General features: G+C 66.3%; 21 protein-coding genes and 1 pseudogene. 2 read left to right on the top strand and 20 right to left on the bottom strand.

The window, feature by feature from the left end; all coding sequences use genetic code 11:
• Position 1: 1 nt before the first annotated feature.
• The 16 genes from nuoK to C8263_RS09730 all read right to left on the bottom strand — a co-directional run bounded on the left by nuoK (position 2) and on the right by C8263_RS09730 (position 16,982).
• Positions 2–304, bottom strand: coding sequence for an NADH-quinone oxidoreductase subunit NuoK (gene nuoK, locus C8263_RS09805; protein ID WP_107137941.1), 303 nt, complete (start codon positions 302–304; stop codon positions 2–4).
• Positions 304–951, bottom strand: a complete 648-nt coding sequence (locus tag C8263_RS09800) for an NADH-quinone oxidoreductase subunit J family protein (protein WP_107137940.1) — start codon at positions 949–951, stop codon at positions 304–306. Before C8263_RS09800 ends, nuoK begins: the two co-directional genes overlap by 1 nt.
• Positions 952–1,117: 166 nt before the next feature.
• Positions 1,118–1,654, bottom strand: coding sequence for an NADH-quinone oxidoreductase subunit NuoI (gene nuoI, locus C8263_RS09795; RefSeq protein WP_107137939.1), 537 nt, complete (start codon positions 1,652–1,654; stop codon positions 1,118–1,120).
• A 207-nt stretch (positions 1,655–1,861) separates the two neighbouring features.
• Positions 1,862–3,055 carry an NADH-quinone oxidoreductase subunit NuoH gene (gene nuoH, locus C8263_RS09790; protein ID WP_107137938.1) on the bottom strand — a complete coding sequence of 398 codons (1,194 nt, stop codon included), beginning with the start codon at positions 3,053–3,055 and terminating at the stop codon, positions 1,862–1,864.
• Positions 3,055–5,226 (bottom strand): NADH-quinone oxidoreductase subunit NuoG, encoded by a 2,172-nt coding sequence (gene nuoG / locus C8263_RS09785; RefSeq protein ID WP_107137937.1) that lies wholly within the window; start codon positions 5,224–5,226, stop codon positions 3,055–3,057. The genes nuoH and nuoG overlap by 1 nt, the downstream gene beginning before the upstream one ends.
• Positions 5,227–5,302: 76 nt before the next feature.
• Complete coding sequence (gene nuoF, locus C8263_RS09780; protein WP_107137936.1) at positions 5,303–6,643, bottom strand: NADH-quinone oxidoreductase subunit NuoF; 1,341 nt, start codon at positions 6,641–6,643, stop codon at positions 5,303–5,305.
• A complete protein-coding gene (nuoE, locus tag C8263_RS09775) occupies positions 6,640–7,260 on the bottom strand; it encodes an NADH-quinone oxidoreductase subunit NuoE (RefSeq protein ID WP_107137935.1) in 621 nt (206 codons plus the stop codon). The genes nuoF and nuoE overlap by 4 nt, the downstream gene beginning before the upstream one ends.
• Positions 7,261–7,350: 90 nt before the next feature.
• Positions 7,351–8,586 carry an NADH dehydrogenase (quinone) subunit D gene (gene nuoD, locus C8263_RS09770; RefSeq protein WP_107138021.1) on the bottom strand — a complete coding sequence of 412 codons (1,236 nt, stop codon included), beginning with the start codon at positions 8,584–8,586 and terminating at the stop codon, positions 7,351–7,353.
• 163 nt (positions 8,587–8,749) lie between these two features.
• On the bottom strand, positions 8,750–9,385 hold the full coding sequence (locus tag C8263_RS09765; protein ID WP_332888940.1) for an NADH-quinone oxidoreductase subunit C: 636 nt from the start codon (positions 9,383–9,385) through the stop codon (positions 8,750–8,752).
• Positions 9,386–9,435: 50 nt separating this feature from the next.
• Positions 9,436–9,972, bottom strand: a complete 537-nt coding sequence (locus C8263_RS09760) for a NuoB/complex I 20 kDa subunit family protein (RefSeq protein WP_107137934.1) — start codon at positions 9,970–9,972, stop codon at positions 9,436–9,438.
• 187 nt (positions 9,973–10,159) lie between these two features.
• Complete coding sequence (locus tag C8263_RS09755; RefSeq protein ID WP_107137933.1) at positions 10,160–10,495, bottom strand: NADH-quinone oxidoreductase subunit A; 336 nt, start codon at positions 10,493–10,495, stop codon at positions 10,160–10,162.
• 364 nt (positions 10,496–10,859) lie between these two features.
• Positions 10,860–12,008: an ATP-binding protein gene (locus C8263_RS09750; protein ID WP_107137932.1), complete on the bottom strand. Its 1,149-nt coding sequence runs from the start codon at positions 12,006–12,008 to the stop codon at positions 10,860–10,862.
• Between the two features lie 161 nt (positions 12,009–12,169).
• A complete protein-coding gene (locus C8263_RS09745) occupies positions 12,170–13,036 on the bottom strand; it encodes a carbohydrate ABC transporter permease (protein ID WP_107137931.1) in 867 nt (288 codons plus the stop codon).
• Between the two features lie 151 nt (positions 13,037–13,187).
• Positions 13,188–14,312: a carbohydrate ABC transporter permease gene (locus C8263_RS09740; protein ID WP_107137930.1), complete on the bottom strand. Its 1,125-nt coding sequence runs from the start codon at positions 14,310–14,312 to the stop codon at positions 13,188–13,190.
• 94 nt (positions 14,313–14,406) lie between these two features.
• Positions 14,407–15,642, bottom strand: coding sequence for an ABC transporter substrate-binding protein (locus C8263_RS09735; protein WP_107137929.1), 1,236 nt, complete (start codon positions 15,640–15,642; stop codon positions 14,407–14,409).
• Positions 15,639–16,982, bottom strand: coding sequence for an ROK family transcriptional regulator (locus C8263_RS09730; RefSeq protein WP_107137928.1), 1,344 nt, complete (start codon positions 16,980–16,982; stop codon positions 15,639–15,641). The genes C8263_RS09735 and C8263_RS09730 overlap by 4 nt, the downstream gene beginning before the upstream one ends.
• A 315-nt stretch (positions 16,983–17,297) precedes the next feature.
• Between C8263_RS09730 and C8263_RS09725 the strand changes: the two genes are divergently transcribed.
• A complete protein-coding gene (locus tag C8263_RS09725) occupies positions 17,298–18,548 on the top strand; it encodes a transposase (protein ID WP_107137927.1) in 1,251 nt (416 codons plus the stop codon).
• 392 nt (positions 18,549–18,940) lie between these two features.
• Here the strand turns inward: C8263_RS09725 and lysS are convergent, their stop codons facing one another.
• Positions 18,941–20,482, bottom strand: coding sequence for a lysine--tRNA ligase (lysS, locus tag C8263_RS09720; RefSeq protein ID WP_107137926.1), 1,542 nt, complete (start codon positions 20,480–20,482; stop codon positions 18,941–18,943).
• Positions 20,483–20,517: 35 nt separating this feature from the next.
• On the opposite strand from lysS, the pseudogene C8263_RS19890 reads away from it, so the two are divergent.
• Positions 20,518–20,733: pseudogene (locus C8263_RS19890) on the top strand (hypothetical protein); the annotation flags it as partial.
• 137 nt (positions 20,734–20,870) lie between these two features.
• Here the strand turns inward: C8263_RS19890 and C8263_RS09710 are convergent.
• The 3 genes from C8263_RS09710 to C8263_RS09700 form a co-directional block, all read right to left on the bottom strand.
• The gene (locus C8263_RS09710) at positions 20,871–21,359 is read right to left on the bottom strand and encodes a GreA/GreB family elongation factor (RefSeq protein ID WP_107137924.1); all 489 of its coding nucleotides are present in this window, start codon (positions 21,357–21,359) and stop codon (positions 20,871–20,873) included.
• A gap of 118 nt (positions 21,360–21,477) precedes the next feature.
• Positions 21,478–22,605, bottom strand: a complete 1,128-nt coding sequence (locus C8263_RS09705) for an MFS transporter (RefSeq protein WP_107137923.1) — start codon at positions 22,603–22,605, stop codon at positions 21,478–21,480.
• Positions 22,606–22,657: 52 nt separating this feature from the next.
• Positions 22,658–23,188, bottom strand: a complete 531-nt coding sequence (locus C8263_RS09700) for a hypothetical protein (protein ID WP_107137922.1) — start codon at positions 23,186–23,188, stop codon at positions 22,658–22,660.
• Positions 23,189–23,205: the final 17 nt, after the last annotated feature.

The following is a 23,205-nucleotide window of genomic DNA, read 5'->3' as shown; positions in this document are numbered from 1 at the left end:
CTCAGCCTTTCAGGGCCGCGAGATCGTCCACGTTGGTGGTCTCGCGCTTGCGGAAAATAGCGACGATGATCGCCAGGCCAATGGCCACTTCGGCGGCGGCCAGGGTCATCACGATGAACACGGCCGTTTGCCCGGTGGGATCGCCCCACGAGCGCGCAAACGCCACCAGCGCGAGGTTCGCAGCGTTCAGCATGAGTTCCACCGACAGGAACACCATGATGGCCGTGCGCCGGGTCAGCACCCCGATCATGCCCAGGGCGAACAGAATGCCCGAGAGCGCCAGGTAGGAAGAGGTGGACACCATTACGCGCTCACCTCGCCGTCCCGGGCCGCTTGCAGGGCCGGCTGGCCGCCCACGCGGGGCCCAAAGCGGGGTTGCTCGTCCTGTCCCCGGTCGCCGGGCACGGTACCCACCGGGGTGTCCAGTTCATCGGGCACGCCGTCAGGCTGAGCCTCGGGGCGCTGCACCAGGGCCACCGAGCCCACAATGGCCACCAGCAGCAGAATGCTGACCGCTTCAAAGGGCAGCAGGAAGCGCGTGAGCAGCGTTTCGCCCATGATCATGGCGTCGCCGCCGCGCAGGGCCGCTGCACTTTCTGCCAGGGGGCGGGGGTCTTTGTAGGTAAAGGCCAGCACCACAAAGGCCGCCGCCAGCAGCGTGCCACCAATGCCCGCCAGCTCCCGCACGAACGGCACCGGGTCGTGCCCGGTGACCGGCTGGTTGGCATTGAGCAGCATGATGACGAAGAGAAACAGCACCATCACGGCCCCGGCGTACACGATCACCTGCGTGGCCGCCAGAAACGAGGCGTTCAGCGTGGCAAACAGCCCCGCCACGCACAGCAGCGTGCCCACCAGCCCCAGCGAGGCGTGTACAGCGTTGCGGGCGGCAATGGTGATGATGCCGCCGACGATGGCCAGCGCGCCCAGAAGGATAAAGGCGAGCGTCATGCGTGACCGCCGGCCACGGGAAGTGGGGAGTGGGCAGCAGGGAGTGGGAACAGCAGGGAACGCAGGAGGCAGGAAGCGGTGCGTGGGGTTTCGGTGCCCCACCCTTTCGCCCCCGCGACGCCCTGGCCGCTGACACCATCCACCATCAACGTTTGACCATCAACCATCACTGATACTTCACCCCTTCCAACTCCTCGCGCACAGCGCCCTCCAGCTGGAAGCCCAGGCGCACCGGCTTGCCCCTGCGCTCGGCCTCGCGGCGCTGGGGCAGGCTGCCGGTGACGCCCACCAGCATGTCTTCCTTGCCATACACGAAGTCGCGGGAGCGGTAATCGGCCATCTCGAATTCGTTGCCCATGACCACGGCGCCCGTGGGGCAGGCTTCCTCGCACATGCCGCAGAAGATGCAGCGCAGCATGTTGATCTCATAGACCCTGGCGTAGCGCTCGCCCGGACTGACGGGCGCGGCGGGGTCGTTCTCGGCGGCTTCCACATAGATGGCGTAGGCCGGGCAGGCGGCGGCACACAGCGAACAGCCGATGCACTTTTCCAGGCCCGTGCCCGGGTGGCGCGTCAGGATGTGGCGGCCACGAAAGCGGGGCTGCAGCGTGGCGCGCTGTTCGGGGTAACTGACCGTCACGGGCTTCTGAAACAACTTGCTCAGCGTGACGCCCATGCCCTTGGCGATCTCAAGTACGCCCATGGGGGGCTCCTTTCAGGGGGGAAGTGGGGAAACAGCGGGAGGCGGGAAGCGGGAGGCGGGAGGCGGTGTTGACTCCCTCTCCCCCCGTGGAAGAGGGGTGGGGTGGCTCGCAGAGCTGCGAAGCAGAGGAGGGGCGCACCCAGCTCAACGCGCGCTCCCGGCCGGCCACCTCTCCATCAACCATCAACCATTGACCATCACCACTCATCAGTCTCCACCCCCCAGCCGCACGTCGCCCTCGCGGCGCACGGTGGGCTGGTTCCACAGCACCCGCACCCGGTCACTCATGACCAGCAGGGCCGCCAGGGCCGCGAAGCTGAGAATGCTCAGGAACCACAGGCCGCCCTGACCACGGAAGGCCAGGAACGCGGCCGTCATGACCGTGTTGGCCAGGGCCAGGGGCAGCACCAGCTTCCAGCCAAAGCGCATCAGCTGGTCGTAGCGGAGCCGGGGCAGCGTGGCGCGCACCCAGATGAACAGGAAGAGGAAAAAGGCAATCTTGGCAATCAGCCACACCAGCGGCCAGTCGGAGATGCCGGGAATCAGACCATTGAGAAACTGCGGGCCCTTCCAGCCCCCGAAAAACAGCGTGGCCATGACCGCCGAGGCGGTGATCATGTTCACGTATTCCGCCATCTGAAACAGCGCCCACTTGATCGCGGAATATTCGGTGAGGTACCCGGCCACGATTTCCTGTTCGGCTTCGGGCAGGTCAAAGGGCGTGCGGTTCGTCTCCGCAAACGAGGAGATCAGAAAGAGGGCAAAACCCAGTGCCTGAAAGAGGATGAGCCAGCCGTTTTCAGCCTGCCAGCCGACAAAACCCAAAGCGCGCAGAGTGCCATCACTATTGAACGTGTTATTGAAGCTGGTGGTGCCCACCAGCATCAGCAGGCCCAGGATGCTCAGGCCCATGCCCAGTTCGTAGGAGATCATCTGCGCGCTGCTTCTCAGGCCGCCCAGAATCGGGTACTTGCTGCCCGAGGCCCAGCCACCCAGGAAGATGCCGTACACGCCCATGGAGGTCAGGGCCAGCAGGGCCAGAATGCCCGCATCCAGGTTGTAGACCCAGGGGTTCTCGCCAAACAGGCTGCCCGCCGGGCCAGCAGGGAGGCCACCAAAGGCGGTCAGTGCCATGCCAATGGCCACGATGGGCGCCAGGGTGTAGACCAGCTTGTCGGCCAGCGTCACGTTCAGGTCTTCTTTGAAGATGCTCTTAATCGCGTCGGCGGCGGGCTGCAATAGGCCCATGGGGCCCACGCGGTTGGGCCCGGGGCGCAGCTGCATGCGGCCCAGCAGGCGGCGCTCCACCAGGGTCATGTAGGCAAAGGTGGTGAGCAGGCCCAGCACGACCAGCACGGCCTTGACCAGCGAAATCAGGAGGGTGGCGAGCCAGTCGGGCATCAGTCATCCCCTCCCGGCTGAGGTGCAGCCGGCGACACCGGGAGCGTCCAGCCGCCCTGGGTCAGGTGGGCAATGCGCTCCACCCAGTCCCCGTCCCGCCGGACCATGCGCTCGGTCCACAGGCGGGGGGTGTGGGGCTGGGCCGGGGCGGTGTGGGTCTGGGGGAAGGGGTGCAACTGGCCCTGTTCGGGCAGGTCCGCGAGGTTCACGCCCAGCCGCTGGGCAGCCAGGGTCTGTGCACCACGCAGGCCGCGCACCGGGGCCTTTACGCCCAGGGCCTCGGCCAGAGCGGTCAGGGTGCGGATCAGGTCGGCCGAGTCGCCGGCCTGAATGGCGGCGGAAGACAGGGGCAGCAGGCGGCCTTCCAGATTGACGGTGGTGCCGCGCTTCTCGTAGTTCGTGACAGCGGGCAGCACCACGTCGGCCAGTTGCGCGGTGGCGGTCAGGTGAAGGTCGTGCACCACCGTAAAGCCACGCGCCCGCACGCCCGGATTCACGCGGCTGAGAAACGCGGCAGGCACCTCAGCCAGCCGGTTCAGGCCCAGGCCACCCGTGCGGGGCACGAGATTCAGGGCACTCAGGCCCAGACTATTCGGCCCGGCGGGAATGGCCAGCACCTTCGCCCCCGTGCTGGCCGCCAGGGTGCTCAGGGTGCCAGCAAACGAGCCGCTCGCGCCGTTCAGGGCGTCGGCACCCAGAATCAGAACCGGGCGTTCGGCCTTGTCCAGGGCCTCGCGCACCACCTTCAGTTCGGCCGTGTCGGGCTGCACCAGACGGTTCAGGACCCCATGCCCATTGGCACTGATGCGGTGCCCGGCGTGGCTCCAGAGGCGACTTTCGGCACCCACCACGGCGAGGCGCTCGGTTTTGCGCGCGGGCCGCTCGACCAGCCGCAGATCGGCAATGGCGGTGCCGTGGGCAAATTCGGGCGGCAACACGCCGCCCCGCAGCATCTCCAGAATGCGCAGTTCCAGCACCGGGGCTTCCTCGCCCAGATCGGCGCCAATCACCACCACAAAGTCGGCCTGGGCCACATCGGTCAGCGTGGCGGTGGGGGCAATGTGCACGGCCTGCCGGGGGCCGTGGTCCACATGCCGGGCCTGCAGGGCGTCGGCCAGGGCTTCCAGCGCCACGCCCTCTTCCAGGGTGGTGTCGGCACCCACGAACAGGCCCAGGTCGGCCAGAGGCAGCCCGGCCAGGCCCCGGTTGATCGCCGTGATCGCCTGATCCCAGCTGGCGGGCACGAGTTCGCCGTCCTCGCCCCGGATGAGGGGCGTGGTCAGCCGTTCCTCGCTGGCAAACGGGTGCCCGAAGCGGCCCGCATCGCAGATCCAGGCCTCGTTCACGTCGCGGTTCTCGCGCGCCACCACCCGTTCCAGGCGGCCGTTGCGGGCGTCGGCGGTAATGGAGCAGCCCACCGGGCACAGGGTACAGGTGGTGGGCGTGTGGTCGTATTCCCAGTTGCGGCCCCGGAAGCGCGCCACGTTGTCCAGCAGCGCGCCCACCGGGCAGATATCCGTGATGTTGCCCTGGAAGCCCAGCGGCAGCCCGCCCTCCTCGGTGTCAATGAAAGTGTGGCCACCACGCTCGATAAAGTCCAGCACTTCCTGGCCCGGCACTTCCTCGAAGTAGCGCACGCAGCGCTTGCAGTGAATGCAGCGTTCCTGGTCCAGAATCACGAAATCCGACAGCGGGTAATGCTTGTCGGCGTGGCGGCGGTCAAAGCCGTAACGGCTCGCCCCATAGCCGTACTCGAAGGCACGGTCCTGCAGTTCGCACGCGCCGCCCTTGTCGCAGGTGGGGCAGTCCAGCGGGTGGTTCAGCAGGGTAAATTCCATCATGCCGGCCTGGGCCTTGGCCACCACATCGCTGGTCTTGGCGGTGCGAATGTGCATGCCCTCGGTGGCCTGCATGGTGCATGACGCCATGGGTTTGGGGAACCAGAAGATCTTGGGCTTGGCCGCTTCCCCCTCCCCTTCCATTACAAATGACCCATCCGGGTTCTTGCGGGGGCTGCCGGTTTCCACCAGACACATGCGGCAGGCCCCAATAGGCGAGAGATACGAATGCGCGCAGAAGTAGGGCACGTCCCCGCCCGACTCGAAGACCGCGTCAATGGCGCTGGTCCCGGCCGGCAGTTCAACTTCGGTGCCGTCAACGATGACTTTCATTTCGCCTCCCTCCGGTCGGCGCCGATGCCGGGTGACAGGCGGCCTGCGGGCCCACTGCCCTGGACGGCGGCGCGGCTCACGCGTCCCTCCAGCGCTTCCTGGGCGCGTACATCGCCTGCCCGGTTTGCGCCAGGGCGTCGTATTCCTCGCGGAAGTGCTTGATGGAGCTGAGCACCGGGCCCAGGCAGGCGTCGGCCAGGGCGCAGAAGGAGCGCCCGCCGATGTTCTCGGACATGTCCAGAATCAGCTGCACGTCGCCGGGTTGCCCGCGTCCGGTGACCAGCTTCTGGTACATGCGGGTCATCCAGCTCGAAATCCCCTCGCGGCAGGGCGTGCATTTGCCGCAGGACTCGTGGCCGTAGAAGCGCACCAGATTCCAGGTGGCATTCACGATGCAGTCGGCCTTCGGAATCAGGGTGACGCCGCCCGTGCCCAGCATGGACCCGGCCGCCGCAATCGCCTCGTAATCCATGGGCGTGTCCAGAATCGCGTCGGTCCAGGGCAGCATGGGGCAGCTGCTGCCGCCCGGAATGATCGCCTTCATCTCTTCCAGAGGCCCGCCCGCCCAGTCATAGATGAGTTCGCGGAACGTGGTACCCAGCGGCAGTTCGTACACGCCCGGCCGCGCCACCGGCCCGGAAATCTGAAAGAGCTTCATGCCCTTGCTCTTCTCCGTGCCCATGCCCGCATGCCAGTCCGCGCCGAACTTCAGAATCTGGGTGGCGGCGCAGAAGGTTTCCACGTTGTTGATGGTGGTGGGCAGGCCGTACAGGCCGGCAGCCGCCGGAAAGGGCGGCTTGAGGCGCGGGTTGGCGCGCAGGCCTTCCAGGGAGTTCATCAGGGCGGTTTCCTCGCCGCAGATGTACGCCCCGGCCCCCCGGTGCAGGTGCAGCTGGAAGTCAAAGCCGCTGCCCAGCACGTTCTGGCCCAGCAGGCCTGCCGCGCGCGCTTCCTCAATGGCGGCCTGGATGCGCTCGGCGGCGTGCACGTACTCGCCGCGAATGTAGATGTAGCCCACGCTGGCGCGCATGGCGTAGGCGGCAATCAACATGCCTTCAATGAGCTGGTGGGGGTCTTCGGACAGCAGGTAGCGGTCCTTGAACGAGCCCGGCTCGGATTCGTCTGCGTTGCAGATGACGTAGTGCTGGCGCCCGTCGTTCAGCGGCATAAACGACCATTTGAGGCCGGTGGCAAACCCGGCGCCCCCGCGCCCGCGCAGGCCGGACTTCTTCACCTCGTCAATCACGGCATCCGGGCCCATGGCAAAGGCGCGCTTCACGGCCTCGTAACCGCCGGCGCGGCGGTAAAAGTCCAGGGTCCAGCTGCCCTCCTGGCCCACATAGGCGTACAGGGTGGGCGCAAAGCGCGGGTCCTTGGCGCTGGTGATGGGTTTGGGGGCGGGCTCGGCCACAGTCATAGGGCCCTCCCCGAATCCGGCAGGACGGTCAGGCCCGTGACACTGCTGCCCACCGCCTGCCCGTTGGCCATCAGCTGGCGGCCCTCGGCGGTCACCGTCACCGGCACCGGGTTGTCTGGCAGCGGTTGGCGGTCAGCACGCAGGTCCGCCAGAATCCGGGCGCACTTGCCTGGGCCCACGTTCTCGTAATAGCCGTCGTCGTTGATCTGCATCATGGGCGCGGTGCCGCAGCTGCCCAGGCACTCCACCTTCTGCACGCTGAACCGGCCGTCACTGGTCACTTCGCCGGGCTGCACGTCCAGCGTCTCCACGAGGTGGTCCCACAGCTCATCCGAACCCGCCAGCGCGCACATCAGCGTGGAGCAGACCTGCAGGTGATACCGGCCCGTGGGCACCGTGTGGTAGGTGGAATAGAAGCTCATGACGCTGCGCACTTCGGTGGCGGTAGTCCCCACCAGCGCGGCAATTTCCGCCATTCGGGTTTCTGAAACAAAGCCCTCGGCGTCCTGCACTTCCCGCAGCAGTGGCATCAGCGCGCTTCTTCGCCCCTGCGGCGAATCGGGGTAGCGGCTGAAAATGTCCGCCACCAGTGGTTGTTTATCCGCGAAGTAACTCAAAGTGGCCTTGCTCCTTGGTTGAAAAGGGCTCTGGGCTGTGGGCCATGAGGCGAAGAGGGCTCATGGTCCACAGCTCATGGCTTATGGCCTTCACCGGTCCACGTCTCCCAGGACCGGGTCAATGGTGGCCAGAATCGTGATCAGGTCGGCAAACTGCGCGCCCACGCAGGCGTATTCCAGGGCCTGCAGGTTCACGAAGCTGGGCGCCCGGATTTTCACGCGGTAGGGCATGGAGCCGCCGTCGGAGACGATGTAGTAGCCGACTTCGCCGCGCGCGCTCTCCACTGGCACGTAGACCTCGCCCGTGGGCGGGTGAAAGCCCTCGGTCACCAGTTTGAAGTGGTGAATGACCGCTTCCATGCTGGTTTCCAGTTCGTGGCGGGGGGGCAGGGAGATCTTGCGGTTGGGGTCCTTGACCGGCCCGGGCTTCAGCAGCTTCAGGGCCTGGCGCACGATCTTGATGCTCTCGCGGAACTCCAGCAGGCGCATGTTGAACCGTGCCAGGCTGTCGCCGTCCTGGCTGGTGACCACGTTGAAGTCGTACTGCTCGTAGCCGCAGTAGGGGTTGTCCTTGCGGTGGTCCAGGGGCACGCCGCTGGCGCGCAGGTTGGGGCCGGTCAGGCCCAGGTCCAGGGCCACGTCCGCCGGAATGACGCCCACGCCCTTGGCCCGGTCCAGGAAGATGGGGTTCTGCGAGAACAGGGTGCTGTACTCGTCCACGCCGCGGTCCATCTGGTCCAGGAACTTCGCCACGCGGGCGGGCCAGTCGTCAGGGATGTCGCGGGACAGGCCGCCCACCCGGAAGTAGCCCTGGTTCATGCGGTAACCGCACACCGCCTCGAACAGGTCCACCAGCGCCTCTTTCTCGCGGAAGGCGTAGAAGAAGGGCGTCAGGGCGCCCAGGTCCAGCAGGCCCGTGCCCACGAACACGAGGTGGCTGTGAATGCGCCCCAGTTCGTGCAGAATCACGCGCACGGTGGTGGCGCGCTCCGGCACCTGGGCCGAGAGCAGTTTTTCCACGCTCAGCACATACGCCAGTTCGTGCCCGAAACAGTGCAGGTAATCGGTGCGCGGCGCGTAGGTCACGCCCTGCTGGTAGGTGCGGTGCTCGAAGGTCTTTTCAAAGCCCGTGTGCAGGTAGCCCATGTGTGGGGTCACCTTCACCACGTACTCGCCGTCCATATCCACGACCAGGCGCAGCACCCCGTGCGTACTGGGATGCTGCGGCCCCACGTTCAGCGACATGATCTCGGTGTGCATCAGGGCCTCGCCCTCATCGGCCCCCAGGCGCTCGGCGCGGTCACTTTCCTGGTGATCCGGCCCCATCTGCTCGGGCGCCAGCGTGCCCCCCGGGGCAAGGCGGCCATGGGTGGGTTTGTCGGTGGTGGTCATGGGCGACCTCCGGTCGCGTTGATGGTGAAACGTGGATGGTTGATGGAAAGGGCGCCCGCGCAGCCCTCCATCAACCGTTGACCATCACCCATCACCATCATTTCGGTCCTCCTTCCGGCATGACAGGCGGCAGGCGCTCGCCGCTCTCGCCCCTCCGGAATTCGCCCCGGTAGCCGGTCAGGCCCGCGTCGCGGCCAGTCAGGCCAGCGCGGAAGGTGGCGGGGTCCAGAAAGCGGCCGTCGCGGAACAGGGTGGGGCTTTCGCCCAGCGGAAAGTCCTTGCGCAGCGGGTGACCTTCGAGGTCGTCGGGGGTCAGCACCTTGCGCAGGTCCGGGTGGCCGGTAAACACAATGCCCAGCAGGTCGTAGACCTCGCGCTCCAGATAGTTGGCGGCCTTCCACACCGGATACAGGCTGTCCACCGCTTCCCCGTCGTCCAGCCACACCCGCAGAAACAGGCGGCGGTGGTCGCGCGGGTGATAGACGTTGTGCAGCACGGCAAAGCGCGCCGGGCGCCGCTCCGGGTAGGCGCTGTAGTCCAGGCCCACCGTGTCCATCAGCATGAAGCCGCGCTCTTTGAGGGCCTGGGCGACGGCGCGCAACTGTCCGGCCGGTACCACGGCGGTGGGCTCGGCGGCGTGGTCTTCCTGCAGGCCCAGTTCGCGCATCAGGGGCCCCACGTCGCGCGAGGGGGGGGCTGGTACCACAGGCGCCGGGACAGGCACCGGCGGCAACGTCTGGGACGACTGCACCCCGCCCTCCCGGCCCGTGCGTTTCTCGCCGCTCACCGGGTCCACGCGTCCACCATTGGCAACTGGTGGCCCAGCTCGTCAAAGGCTTCGCCGCGTACCTTTTTCTGCAGCTGCATCACGGCGTAGATCAGGGCTTCGGGGCGCGGCGGGCAGCCGGGCACGAAGATGTCCACCGGCACCACGCTGTCCACGTTCTGGACAATGGCGTAGTTGTTGAACATGCCCCCACTGCTGGCGCACGCGCCCATGGAAATCACCCACTTGGGGTCGGGCATCTGGTCGTACACCCGGCGCATAATCGGGGCCATTTTCTTGCTCAGTCGCCCGGCCACGATCATCACGTCGGCCTGCCGGGGGCTGGCCCGGAACACCTCCGAGCCAAAGCGCGCCAGATCGTTGCGCCCGTCGGTCGAGCTCATCATTTCAATGGCGCAGCACGCCAGCCCGAAGGTGGCGGGCCACAGGCTGTTGCTGCGCCCCCAGGCCACCAGCTTTTCCAGACTGGAAAAGAGAACCCCTTCGGATTCCAGTTCCTGCCAGTCCTTCTCAAAGAGTTCCTTTAAAGCCATACAGCCTCCATCGGGTGGCCAGGAACGCTGAAGTGTCGAAGAGTCGGAGGGTCGAAGGGGCTAAGGAAACCCGGTGGCCTCAGACCCTTCGGCCCTTCCACTCTTTGACCGCGCGCAGCGCGGGTGGCCTGAGGCTCAGGGGCGGCCCTTCGCCTGTCTTGACCAGGTGGCACAGGCGTACCCGCTCTTAGGCCCATTCCAGCACCTTCTTCTTCAGGATGTACACGTAGCCCACCAGCAGCAGCAGCACAAAGGTAATTGCCTCGAAGAAGGCAAAGGGCACCAGCTTCTGGTAAGCCACCGCCAGCGGATAGAAGAACGCCGTTTCAATGTCGAAGATGATGAACAGCATGGCGACCAGGTAGAAATGCACCGGGAAGCGCTGGCCCGTGCCGACCCCACCTTCAGGATCGTTGCCGCTTTCATAGGCCATGAGCTTGGTGCGGCTGCCCCGGCGTTTGGGGCCCAGGATGGCGCTGGCAATGACGGCGACAATGCCAATACCCAGCGCGACGAGCAGCATGATGACAAAATTGGCGTATTCGATAACAGGTCCCCTTTCTGCGTGCGTACTCGCCCTTCACTGGCCTGCTCGTGAAAAACGGCACGAAATGCTGGAAAAAAAGAGAGTGCGTCCGAACTCCTCTTGCCTGACTTGTGGTGCACCCTTGTTCTAGCATGTTCTGTGCGCCTGGGGCGCAGATTCACCCCACAGTGATATGGGCAGGTTGGGGCAGGCCGGGCCAGGGGGGAGCGCCGAACAGGCGACCAAAAGCCGCTGGCCTCTCCCCGCACCGGGGAGGGGCCAGCGGTGAACAGGCCGTGGCGATGGTGCGGCGCCTCCATGAGGGAGCGGCGGGCCCTGTCAAGCGGAGCGCCCCGCCCTGCTACACCAGTTCCGCGAAGTCGTCGTCCTCGTTATCGGCGGCCAGGGGCAGGGTGAAGGTGAAGGTGGCCCCCTGCCCGCGCACCGAATCCACCCAGATCTTGCCGCCGTGTTCTTCCACCGCCAGCTTGCAAAAAGCCAGGCCCATGCCGGTGTCAAAGCGCCCGTGCAGGGTCAGGCGGGACTGCTCAAAGGCCGCAAACAGGTTGGGAATGTCGTCCTCGGGAATGCCCTCGCCGTCGTCACGCACCGTGATCTGCACTGTGTCGCCGTGCCCGCGCACAGTCACCACGATCAGGCCGCCGGTCATGGTGTGTTTCAGGGCGTTGCTGATCAGGTTGGCCAGCACCCGGCGCAGAATCTCGGGGTCGGCGCTGGCAGGGCTCAGGTCCTGTTCCACCTCCACGCGCAGGTGGCGGTCGCGCAGACCGCTGCCCACATCGCCGCAGGCCAGTTCCACCACCTCGCGGAACATGGGAGTGAACATCAGCTCCCGGCGCAGGTTCATCTTGCCCGCCTGAATCTTGCGCACGTCCAGCATGTTCACGGCGAGGTGCAGCAGGTGCTGGGTTTCGTCGCGCGCCACTTTCAGCAGGTCGCGGTTGTCGTCGGGCACGCGGGGGTCTTCCTGCACGATTTCCAGCAGGCCCATCACGGCGGCAATGGGGTTTTTCAGGTCGTGCACCAGCATGTGCACGAGCTGGTCGCGCACCCGCTCCTCGTGCTCCCAGGTGTCCAGGCGCCGCTGCAGCGACACCACCCGTCCCTGGGCGTCGCGGTGCTGCTGCGCGCGGGCCAGCAGGGTCTGCACCTGCACGGCCACCGCCTGGGGCGGGGTGGCCTCGCTGATCAGGGCGTCCACCCCCGCCGTCAGCATCTCGCCCAGGCCCCGCGAGCCCACCGCCAGCCAGTAGGTGCCGGCCAGTTCGGCGCGCTGGCGCAGCATGGGCAGCACCCCGTGCAGCGGCACGCCGGGCGTGTCGGTGTACAGCAGCGCCACATCAGGAGGGGTCACGTGGGCTTCGCGCAGCAGCGTTTCGGCGTCACTGATATGGCGGACGTTGGCCCGGGGCAGCAGCGGCCGCAGGGCCTGGGCCCGCGCCGGTTCCGCCGTCACAACGAACACGGGGGGGGATTCGGGAATCGTCATGAAGTGGGGTACAGCATAGCGGGGGCAGCCTGACGGAAGTGTAAGAGGGGGAAAAGAGGCCATGGGCTCTGGGCCATGGGCCATGGGGAACAGCCCCCATAACGCATGGCCCAGATGCTTTTTTGCTCACGGCTCAGAGCTCATGGCTCATGGCCTTCTGTTTACCCCTTCACGCTCCCCGCCAGCAGGCCGCGCACAAAGTAGCGGCCCAGCAGGATATACACCAGCAGCGTGGGCAGGGCGGCCAGGATGGCGCCGGCCATGGGAAGGTTCCAGCTGACCGCCTGCCCGCCTGCCAGCTGCGACAGGGCGTAGGTGACGGGCTGCGAACTGGTGTTCGTGAGGGTGGCGGCAAACAGGAATTCATTCCACACCTGCGTGAACTGCCAGATGATGACCACCACGAAGCCCGGAATGCTGATGGGGAAGATAACCTTGCCGTAGATCTGCCAGAAGCCCGCGCCGTCAATGGTGGCGGCTTCAATCAGGGCGTCGGGCACATCGGCGTAGAAGTTGCGGAAAATCAGGGTGGTGATGGGCAGGCCGTACACCACGTGCGCCAGGATGAGGCCCCAGATGGAGCCGTACAGCCCCAGCGATTTGATGAACTGAAACAGCGGAATCAGCACGGCCTGGTACGGAATGAACATGCCGAACAGCATCAGGGCGAACAGGGTGTTGGCGCCCCGGAACTTCCATTTGCTCAGGGCGTAGCCGTTCAGGCTGCCCAGCACGGCGCTGAGCAGGGTGGCCACCACCGCCAGAAACACGCTGTTGAGCATGTTGCCGCCAATCTTGGCCCAGGCGTCACGGAAACTGCCCCAGTTCAGCACGCTGGGCCAGTGCCACGTGGTGGCCTCGGCAATGGCGTCCGGGCTTTTCAGGGCCGTGGCAAACAGCAGGTACACCGGCACCAGGAAAAACAGGGCGGCCAGCACCAGCAGGGCGTACATGGCCACGCGGCCCGGCCGCAGCGGCTTTCTGGGGGCTGCCGCCGGGGCCGTGTGGGTGGGGAGGGTGGTGGTCATGCGGGGCCTCCGCTGCGCGGAGCCGCGTTGACCGTTGATGGTTCATGGTTGATAGAAACAGCGCGCCACTCGCCAACCAACCTGCCACCTCGAACCTTCAACATCATTGCCGCCCCTCCTCCATCACCCATCAACCTTCGACCGTCTACCCTCACGCGTGTCCCTCCTCGCCCCGGAACTGCGAGGCCAGATACGGCACAATCACGAAGGCCACCAGAATCAGCAGGATGGTGCCAATGGCCGCCCCCAGCGCGAACTGGTTCTGCCGGAAGCTGGTGAGGTACATGTTCAGGGCCGGCACGCTGGTGTTGATGTTGTCGGGCCCCGACATGGCGTACACGAGATCGAAGATTTTCAGGCTGATGTGGCCCAGGACGATCATGGCGGACAGGGAGATGGGCGCCAGCAGCGGGAAGATCACATGGCGGTACATGCCCAGGTCGCCGGCGCCGTCCACTTTCGCGGCCTCGCGCAGTTCCTCGGGAATGCCGCGCAGCCCGGCCAGATACAGCGCCATGGTGTAGCCGCTCATCTGCCACACGGCGGCAATGATGATGCCGATCAGGGCGAGGTTGAAGCCGTGAAGCTCCGGCGCGGGCAGCAATTTCAGGTTGGGGGCCACCAGCAGCGCCCAGCCCAGCAGCAGGGCCGCGCAGAGGGCAGCGACCAGGGTACGGCGGCGGTCCCCGGCGCGCAGGGCCCGCACCGCCACCACGATCAGCACTGCGGCCACCACGCTGGCGGTCAGCAGCGGCAGCCTGTTCCAGTCGAACTTCCAGATGGCCTCGGTGCTGCTGAGCCAGGGAAAGGTGCTGGGCGGGGCCCCGAACAGCGTGGGCGCCTGGTTCACGCCGCCGCCGGGCTGCAGCATCCAGCGCCAGATGGTGCCGGTCACGATGAACGACAGGCTCATGGGAAACAGGAAGATGGTGCGCCACAGCCCCTCGCCCCGGGGGTTGCGGTCCAGGATCAGGGCCAGCCCCAGCCCCAGACCCAGGCAGCCCAGAATGAAAAAGGCGGTGAAAAACACTGTGCTCACCAGTTCCTGGCGGAAACGACCCTGCAAGAAGCCGGTAAACAGGTCCTGGTAGTTGGCCAGCCCGATAAACCGGATCACCGGGTCCAGCGCCAGCGCCTGGGCGGGATCGTTGCCCCAGTCGGTCAGGCTGACGTACACACTGCGCGCGATAAACCCGTACACAAACACCGCGATCAGCACAACGCTGGGCAGCAGTACGGCGACCGACCACAGCCGGTCTTTACTCAGGCCTTTCATGGATGGGCCTCCTTTAGAACAGGGGAGCGGTGCGCGGGCAGCAGGGCGCGGTCAACACCGCGTACCGCACACCGCGCACCGCCTCCTGCTTGACTTACTTGCCGATGCCGGCGCGTACGGCCAGTTGCTGGGCGGCGGCAGCGGCGCCGGCGCTGTTGCGGCTGGCCACGAACTGATCAATCACCGTGCCGAACGCACTCATGAAGCTCTCGGGGGCCACGGCGCCGTGGACCAGCGAGCCCACGATCTTGTTGCTCTTCCAGTCGGCGGCGGCCGAGCGGCTGTAGGTGTTGTACTTGCTCAGGTCGCTGTCAGTGCGCGCAGCAATCGAGCCTTTGAGGGGGTTAAAGGCGTCCTGGCCGGCCTTGGAGCCCAGCACGCGCAGCCAGTTCAGGGCCTCGGCGCGGTTCTTGGCGCCCTTGGGCAGCCCGAAAGAGTCGGCCAGCATCACAAAGGTCTTGGTGGTGCCGGGGGACGGGGCCCAGCCAAAGCCGGTGTTGGGGGCCAGTTTCTTGGTGGTGGTGAAGTACCCGGCGGCCCAGTCGCCCATGATGTTAAACGCACTCTGGCCGCTGATGATGCGGTCACTGGCCTGCTGCCAGCTGAGGCCCGAGGCGTCCTTGTTGGCGCAGTCCATGACCTTGCCGAAGGTGGTAAAAGCGCCCACGACCCGGGGGTCGGTGAACTTCAGCTTGCCGGCCCACAGGTTTTCCCAGTTCTGGGCGCCCAGGGTGCCGATTGCCACGGATTCCCACAGGTGCTGCTGGGTCCAGTTCTCGCCCACCACCAGCGGGGCGGCCACGCCCTTGGCCTTGAGTTTGGTGCAGGTGCTCAGGAATTCAGGCCACGTCTTGGGCACAGTGACGCCCCAGCTCTTCAGCCTGGCGGGGTTGTACCACATGACGTTGCTGCGGTGAACGTTTACCGGCACGCTCCAGATGCCGCCCTTGCTGGAAATCAGGCGTACGAGGTCCTTGGGAAACGCCTTGTCCCAGCCCTCGGACCTGAACAGGCCGCTGAGGTCCTCCATGCGGTTGGCCACCACCCAGGTGCCAATGAGTTCCTGCCCGGCGTGCGCCTGGAAGGAGTCGGGCGGGGTGCCGCCCAGCATGCGGGTTTTCAGCACGGCCTTGGCGTTGGTGCCCGCGCCACCCGACACGGTGGCGTTGTCCACGGCCACACTGGGGTAACGCTGCTTGTACAGCTTGACCAGGGCTTCCAGAGCGGGGCCCTCGTCACCGGCCCACCACGAGAAGATTTCCAGCTTGCCAGCGGCGGCGGCGCTGGTGGGAACGGCGAGGGCGGCGGCGATCAACAGGGCTTTTTTCATGAGACTCCTCCAAACGGGGGAAAATGAGATCGGGTAGGGGCTGGGTCACTGGGGCCCAGGCCAGGCGGCGCGCGGCTGGCGGCGAGGTCGTGGGTGCTCTGGTTGACACGGGCAATGCCGTACAGGTGCGGCAGGCCGCGCGGGGTAAACAGCGAATCCAGCATCATGGCGCCCGCGCCCAGCACCCCCGCGTCGCTGCCCAGGGTGCCCAGGTCAATGCGCACCCGGTCGGCGTTGATGCGCATGGTGCGGCTCTGGGCACTGGCGCGCACCGCCTGCAGCAGCACGTCCCCGGCCTGCGAGAGGCGGCCACCAATGACCACCGCCGCCGGGTTAAACAGGTTCAGGGCCGTGCTGATGGCCACGCCCAGGTGGTGACCGGCCTCTTCCCACACGGCGCGGGCCAGCGGATCGGTGTTGGCGTGCGTGAGCAGCGTGCCCAGGCTGACAGGCGAGGGCAGGGCCGTGGGCACCCCCGCCGCGCGGCGTTCCTCGGCCAGGCGGGAGAGCACGCCGGCCGCCGCGTAACTTTCCAGGCTGCCAGGGTTGCCGCTGCGCCCCACCGGGCCCTGTTCGTTGATACTGATGTGCCCGATTTCGCCTGCCCCGCCGCGTGTGCCCCGGTGCAGTCGTCCGCCCAGCAGCACCCCGGCGCCTATGCCGGTGGCGGCCTTCACGTAAATCAGGTCCTGGGTGCCCCGGTGGGCGCCAAAGCGGGCCTCGGCCAGGGCGCCCAGATTGGCGTCGTTGTCCACCAGTACCTCCAGGCCCAGCAGGGTGCGCAGGGCCTCGCGCACGTTCTCGCCGTCCCAGCCGGGCATATTGGGGGGCTGCACCACGCGGCCGGTGTCGTGGTCCACCGGGCCCGGAATGCCCACGCCCACCAGCGCCACCTGGGCCGGGCTCAGGCGCGCGGCGCGCAGCACCTCCTGGCTCAGCTCGTGCAGCAGGGCGTAGGTGGCGCGCGGCCCGGCCTGAATGTCGTGCGGCACGCTCTGGGTGGCCAGGGTGCGGCAGTGCAGGTCCAGGGCGTCCACCCGGGCGTGGCTGGCCCCCAGGTCCACCGCCAGCAGCGCGGCGGCGCGGGTGTTCAGGTTCAGCAGGGTGGCCTTGCGCCCCACGCCGCTGCTGCCCCGCGTGCCCACCTCCTGCACCAGCCCCACGCTGATCAGCTCCGTAACAATCGAGCTGATCGCGCTGCGCGAGAGCCCCAGTTCGCGGGCCATGTCCACGCGCGCCAGGTCGCGGTTCCACAGCAGCCCCAGCAGCAGCAGCGTGTGCCGTGCACGGATGGCCGCAAGGTCCAGGGTATCGGCGCTGTGGGGTTCGTCGTGCAGCATGGCAGGGTCCTTGGGCAAGAGCGGGCCTTCCCGGCACCGGGGGCCAGGACGCACAAAGGGCAGAAAACGTCGTCAGATACAGGGGATCTGAGTGCAGGGCAGGGTTGTGTGCTCAGATGCTGCGCCCTGGCAATTTTGTTTGTCAAACGAACGAATGAATGAAGCGGTTCCAGTTTGGGGGGTGTGGGGAGGACGTGATCGGGAAGCGGCCGATGCGAGAAATTCTTGCGTTCGGCAGCATTTCTTTTGACGCCGTCTCATCAATGGTTCGGACAGTTTTCGCGGAGCGCACGATGCTGCCTCGACACTGTGGTGATGAATCAATCGCTTCCGGTCGGCCTCCTCAGCATCCTCGAACACGTCCTCAGAGGCACCACCCTGCGCCAAACGCAACGGCGATTTCTGACGGTCGTGCTCAGCGTATTTCTGGCGGTCCCTGGGCGTCTGAATGCCTTGAATCTCTCCCGGTACGCAGGCTGCTCTGACCGAACGATTCGGCGCTGGCTCCATCGGACAGACAAGGGGGCCCTTCCGTGGTGGTCGCTTCAGCTTCAGGCCGTTCAGGCGGGCATTGAGAGCGGGCTGATCAGCCCGCTCTTCGTCTTGGCCATTGACGCCTCGTTTCACCGGAAAGCGGGCACAACAACCGACCATATCGGTGCGTTCTGGAATGGGGCGACGGGGCATGTCGAGCAGGGCATCGAGCAGTCGTGCTGCGCCCTGGTGGAAGTGCAGCACCGCCAGGCCTTTCCAATTCACGCGCGCCAAACGCAGACCCAACCAGAAGCGGGCAACCGCATGGCCCAGGCGATTCGTCAGCTGGATGATGTGCTGCACGGTCTGCGGGCGCTCCCTCAACTTGAGGTGGCCGCGGTCGTGGCAGATGGAAACTATGCCCATCAGGACTTCGTGCAGGCCATGACACGTCATGGCCTGCCGGTGGTCTCGAAGATGCAACGCAACGCCGACCTGAAGTATGTCAAGTCAGGCGAGCACGAGAAGCGCCGTGGAAGACCGAAAAAGTACGATGGAAAGGTCACCTTCGACGATCTGTCACGCTTCGAGGTGGTGTCCGAGACCAACATCGAACGCGTACTGACCCAAGTGGTCTGGCGCACCCACTGGAATCTGCCTGTGCGCGTGGTGGTGGTGCAGCAGTTGAACCGCCGAGGACAGGTCAGCGCCTACGCCGTGCTGTTCAGCACGGCAGTTCACATGCCCGCCCATGAGGTGGTGGCGTTCTACAAGAGTCGGTTCGAGATTGAACTGATCTTCCGTGATCAGAAGCAGTTCTTGGGTGGGCAAGATGCTCAGGTTCGGGCGCAGCCGGCCCTGGAGGCGCACTGGAACATGGTGATGCTGATGCTGAACGTCGCTCGCCTGGAGGCGTTACGACAGGCGGGCAGTGGCCAGGGGCTGGTGTTTCACCTGGAAGATATGAAGCGCAGGGCGTATAACGCCCTGTTTGCTGAAGTCATTTTGGTGCAACTCGGCCTGAATGACTACTTCGATGAATTAGAAGCCATGCCGTCCAGGCCACTGAATTTCGGTCTCAAAGCGGCCTGAAACTGTCCGAACCATTGCTCATACGGCTTCCGGAAAATTCCGGAATTTTTCCGACCAAAGGGACTCGAAGAGCTGCGGAGCAGAGCAGGAACAAATACGGATTTCCGGGAATTGGGCTGGAACAGCGCCGAAGGCGGGGAACATCCGGCTCTTTCCCGGATGTTACGGAAATGGACGGCAGTCCGTATCAGGTGCTTTTGCTTCGGAAACGTGCGGCCGTCGCCCAACACGGCCGCGCCGCTTGAGGGGTCTCTCTCCACATAAAGGGCCATGACTTCTTTGGACCAGCGGCCCGGCAGGCGGACAGCACCCGGGCGCCCTGCACCCGTCCAGCGCAAAACAGCCAGCCGGGAAAGAGAGACGCCCTTTCCCAGCTGGCTGTTTTGCGAACTTTACTCCTGGCTCTGACTGCCCTGCGCCCTCTCCTCTTCCCCACCCGTGCCCTCGGGGCGCAGCAGCGGGAACAGCAGCACGTCGCGGATGGAATCGCGGTCGGTGAGGAGCATGGCCAGGCGGTCCATGCCCATCCCCATGCCGGCGGTGGGGGGCATCCCGTACTCCAGGGCCAGCAGGAAATCCTCGTCCTGTTCATGGGCCTCGTCGTCGCCGGCCTCACGCCTCTGGGTCTGGGCCTCGAACCGGGCGCGCTGGTCCAGGGCGTCGTTCAGCTCGGAATAGATGGGGGCCAGCTCAAAGCCCGCCACATACAGGTCGGCGCGTTCGGCCAGCCCGGCGCGGTCACGGTGCACCTTCACCAGGGGGCTGATCGCCAGCGGCATATCGGTCAGGAAGGTGGGGTTCTGCAGCAGCGGCTCCACGTACTCGCCGCCCAACTTGTCCAGCAGCTTGTAGTCCGGCACCTTGCGGAACTCGGGGTGGCGCTCGTCGCTCCACTGGCGCAGGCGGGGCAAATCGAGGGGATCAAAGTCCAGCCCGGCCTGTTCCTTCAGCGCCGTCACGAAATCCAGGCGCCTGAACGGCAGCGAGAAGTCCAGCTCCTTGCCCTGGTAGGTCAGCTTCGGCTCACCTCTCAGTTCCACCACGAGGTCGTGCAGCAGCTGCTCGACCAGCGCCATCATGTCGTGGTAGTCACCGTAAGCGAAATAAGCCTCCAGCATGGTGAATTCCGGGTTGTGGGTGCGGTCAATGCCCTCGTTGCGGTAGTTACGGCCAATTTCATACACGCGCTCGAAGCCCCCCACCAGCAGGCGCTTGAGGTACAGCTCCAAGCTGATGCGCAGGCTGAACTCGTGGCCCAGAGCGTTGTGGAAGGTCTTGAAGGGCCGGGCCTCGGTGCCGCCGGGGACCACCTGCAGCGTGGGGCCTTCCACCTCCATAAAGTCGCGGCTATCCAGGAAGTTGCGGATAAAGCGCAGCATCCGCGAGCGGGTGCGGTAGACCTCGCGGCTCTCGCTGTTCACCATCAGGTCCACGTAGCGGCGCCGGGCGCGCAGTTCCTCGTCCTGCAGGCCGTGGAACTTGCTGGGCAGGGGATGCAGGCTCTTGACCAGGGGCTGCCACGAGGTCACGCGCAGGGTCAGCTGCCCGGTTTTCGTCACGAAGGGAAAGCCCCGCACGCCGATAATGTCGCCCAGGTCAATCTTCCTGGTGGCGTCAAAGCCCTCGGTGTCCCCCTTGGAAAAGTGCAGCTGGATTTTGCCGTGTTCGTCGTTCAGGTCGGCAAAGGCGGCCTTGCCCATGTGGCGCATGAGGGTCACGCGCCCGGCCAGGGCGTACACCTCTTCGGGCCATTCCTGTCCGGCTTCCAGTTCGCCGGGGTGGGCCAGGAGCACCTCGCGGGCGTGGTGGGTGCGCGCGTAGGTGTAGGGATACGCTTCAAAACCGGCCGCCACCTGGGCGTCCAGGTTGTTCAGGCGGCTGACGGTCTGCTCATGCAGCCCCTCGGGGCGCGGCGTGGAGGGGGCGTCGGACATGAGGGGAAGTATATGGGGGCGCGGACAGCGCATGGCAGATGGCAAATGGCTCAGGGCAGATGGCAGATGGCGCAGAGCAGGTGGCAGATGGCCCCGGCGGTTTCGCCTTCGCCATCTGCCATGGGCATCCTGACTGGTTGTGGTCTTCGCCGCGCGGGGCGGCCCGCGCGTTGCTGCTGGTTCTTCTTGCGTGTCTGGCACTTGGTGGCGCCGCGCGGGGCGGCCCGCGCGTTGCCGCTCACTTGCAATGACGCGCCTGAAACCTAAGTCGCTCGCTGTTGATCTTTAGATCAACCGAGCGGAGCGAGTATCGAAAAAAGTACGTTGCACCGGGGGTGGAGACTTTGCGGTGCTCTCCTGCAAAGTCGTAACGTGAGGTGCAACGTCCTTAGTATTCGATGCTCTTCACCTTGTATTTCATCTGCTTGCCGTTGTCCAGGTTCACCACAAAGGATTCGCCCTTCTTGCGGCCCATCAGTTCCTTGCCCACCGGGCTGTCCTCGGACACGCGGGGCAGACTACCGCCGGTGACCGTGGCTTCGGCGGCGCTGACCACCTGCACCTTCATATCCTTCTTGGTGGTCTCGTTGGCCAGCACCACGATGGCGCCCAGTTCAATGCGGCCGTCGTGCTCGTGGTCCTCGATGACCGTGGCGCGGGCCAGGGTGTCTTCCAGCTCGTCAATGCGCGCTTCAATATTCATCTTCTCGCGCTTGGCGTCCTCCAGACCCGTGTCCTCGGTATCGGAGTTGGTTTCCATCTGCTCTTGCAAGATGCGGGTGGCTTCGGCCAGGCGGGCCATTTCCTGATCGAGCGTTTTTTGCAGCCGCTCGTACCCTTCGCGCGTGAGCTTTACCTGTCTGGTCGCTTGTGCCACTCTGGAGCCTCCGTGATGCCGCCGGGCCACTGGCCGTGCGCGGCCATGATGGGCGAAGTTGGGGTGAGAATTCGCCGCGCATTCTGCCACACGCCCCCAGCGCTGACAATGCGCTTTGCTAGGCCGCCCCGCCCGGGCGCAGGCCACGCCGCGCCAGCAGCGTAAAAGCGCCCATCAGGAGGGCCAGTGTACCCAGGCCCAGCGGCACGGCCGGCAGCCCGAAGCGGGCCAGCAGCGCGCCCAGCGCCGCCGGGGCCAGCACGCCACCCACCGAGCCCGCCACCAGCAGGATGGGCACCAGCCGCGCCGAGAGGCTCTGGGTGGCCCAGGCCAGGGTGGTGCCGAACACCGGGGCCAGTGCCAGCCCGGCCCCCAGGAACGCCAGTGGAGCCCAGGCCGGCACCAGCGCCAGCCCGGCCAGTCCCACCAGGGCGGCGGCGCAGGCCAGCAGCAGGCGGTGGGGCGCCGCCCGCCCACCAAACACCCCGGTCAACACCCGGCCCACGGTCAGCGCGCCCCAGAACAGGCTGAGCATCAGGGCAGCGCCGCCGATCCCGTGATCGGTCAGGTAACGCACAATCCAGGCGCCGTAGCCCGCTTCCATGCCCACATACGCCACCAGCAGGCCCCCAAACAGCCCCGCCTGCACCCCGGGGCGCGCAGGGGCGGTTTCGGGCGCGCGGGCCAGCATCTCGGGCATGCCCCAGACCCGGCCCACGGCGAAGGTCACGGCGCACAGGGCGGCCACCGTCAGGAACGGGCCGGCCAGCCCCGCGTGCAGGCCGGTGACCAGCAGCGGCGAAACCAGACTGCCCACCCCGAACACGGCGTTGACCAGATTCACGGCGCGCGCCCCCACGCTGGCGTACGCGGCGTTCAGGCAGGCGCTGACCCCGCCCAGGCCCAGGCCCCCCACAGCGGCGGCGGCGACCGCCAGCGGCCATGTGGGGGCCAGCACCACCCCCACCATGCCCAGCGCCAGCACCAGCAGGCTCCACGACGTTCCGGCGCGCGCACTCATCACGCGCAGCAGCAGGCCCACCGGCAGCGGCGCGCAGGCCGAACCCAGAAAATGCGCGCTGGCGATCAGGCCCACGGCGGCTGTGGACACCCCATAGCGGGCCTGAAACAGCCCGAAGGCCGGCCCATACATGGCCTGAATGACCCCCAGGGTAAAAAAAGCCGCCGTGCCTGCCGCCAGCAGCGGCCAGGACAGCGGCACAGACGGGGCAGGGGCAGCGCTCACAGCCGGGATGCTAGCAGGGCGCGCTGGCCCAGCACACCCGCGTGTCTACCCGTCAGAAGCGGAAGAATGGCAGGGCGTCTGCGCCCGGCGCCAGTGTGGCATAGACGCTGCCGCTGCCCGGTTGAAGGTGGTTCATCCCGCTCAGGTTGTCCATGGAGCACACCTCCAGCGGGGGCACACGTTGCCCCTCCAGGGCGCAGCGAACCTGATGCGGCTGGCCGTCCAGGGTCCTGTGAAGGCCGCTGGTCAGCCGGTCCACCGCAAAGATGTTCGCGCGGGCAAACGCGGCTTTCGCGGCCTCGTCACGCAAAAAGGCTTCGGTGCTCAGGCCCTTTTCGGCCAGCAGGCGGCCCAGCAGCGCGGCCCGCTCATCGTCGCCCAGATTGGGTGCGAGGACCGTCACCGGCCCCGACACGGCCGCGAGGGTAGGCAACAGGGCCCGGCAGTACACGTCCGTAGCGCTGCGCGCGCAGGACCGGACATAGTCCCTGGCACTGACCGGGCTGTAGACGTCCAGCCCCTGCAGATCGCAGGCCGACAGCGTGAGGGCCAGGAAGGTCCATCCCAGGAAGCGGCGGAGCATGCCACAGGGTACGCGCC

It is taken from the genome of Deinococcus arcticus (assembly GCF_003028415.1).
Lineage (GTDB): Bacteria > Deinococcota > Deinococci > Deinococcales > Deinococcaceae > Deinococcus > Deinococcus arcticus.
Note: the sequence above shows the minus strand (reverse complement) of the source record. Positions and strands in the feature narration are given on the sequence as shown.

Excerpts from the sequence above, each read along its gene's own strand:
- C8263_RS09700 (WP_107137922.1), bottom strand. The coding sequence starts at position 23,188 with ATGCTCCGCCGCTTCCTGGGATGGACCTTCCTGGCCCTCACGCTGTCG.
- lysS (WP_107137926.1), bottom strand. The coding sequence starts at position 20,482 with ATGTCCGACGCCCCCTCCACGCCGCGCCCCGAGGGGCTGCATGAGCAG.
- nuoD (WP_107138021.1), bottom strand. The coding sequence starts at position 8,586 with ATGGGGCCGGATCACCAGGAAAGTGACCGCGCCGAGCGCCTGGGGGCC.
- nuoF (WP_107137936.1), bottom strand. The coding sequence starts at position 6,643 with ATGACTGTGGCCGAGCCCGCCCCCAAACCCATCACCAGCGCCAAGGAC.
- C8263_RS09755 (WP_107137933.1), bottom strand. The coding sequence starts at position 10,495 with ATGCTGCTCGTCGCGCTGGGTATTGGCATTGTCGCCGTCATTGCCAGC.
- C8263_RS09730 (WP_107137928.1), bottom strand. The coding sequence starts at position 16,982 with ATGCTGCACGACGAACCCCACAGCGCCGATACCCTGGACCTTGCGGCC.
- nuoH (WP_107137938.1), bottom strand. The coding sequence starts at position 3,055 with ATGCCCGACTGGCTCGCCACCCTCCTGATTTCGCTGGTCAAGGCCGTG.
- C8263_RS09725 (WP_107137927.1), top strand. The coding sequence starts at position 17,298 with ATGAATCAATCGCTTCCGGTCGGCCTCCTCAGCATCCTCGAACACGTC.
- nuoK (WP_107137941.1), bottom strand. The coding sequence starts at position 304 with ATGGTGTCCACCTCTTCCTACCTGGCGCTCTCGGGCATTCTGTTCGCC.
- nuoI (WP_107137939.1), bottom strand. The coding sequence starts at position 1,654 with ATGGGCGTACTTGAGATCGCCAAGGGCATGGGCGTCACGCTGAGCAAG.
- C8263_RS09760 (WP_107137934.1), bottom strand. The coding sequence starts at position 9,972 with ATGGCTTTAAAGGAACTCTTTGAGAAGGACTGGCAGGAACTGGAATCC.
- C8263_RS09735 (WP_107137929.1), bottom strand. The coding sequence starts at position 15,642 with ATGAAAAAAGCCCTGTTGATCGCCGCCGCCCTCGCCGTTCCCACCAGC.
- C8263_RS09750 (WP_107137932.1), bottom strand. The coding sequence starts at position 12,008 with ATGACGATTCCCGAATCCCCCCCCGTGTTCGTTGTGACGGCGGAACCG.
- C8263_RS09745 (WP_107137931.1), bottom strand. The coding sequence starts at position 13,036 with ATGACCACCACCCTCCCCACCCACACGGCCCCGGCGGCAGCCCCCAGA.
- C8263_RS09740 (WP_107137930.1), bottom strand. The coding sequence starts at position 14,312 with ATGAAAGGCCTGAGTAAAGACCGGCTGTGGTCGGTCGCCGTACTGCTG.
- C8263_RS09800 (WP_107137940.1), bottom strand. The coding sequence starts at position 951 with ATGACGCTCGCCTTTATCCTTCTGGGCGCGCTGGCCATCGTCGGCGGC.
- nuoG (WP_107137937.1), bottom strand. The coding sequence starts at position 5,226 with ATGAAAGTCATCGTTGACGGCACCGAAGTTGAACTGCCGGCCGGGACC.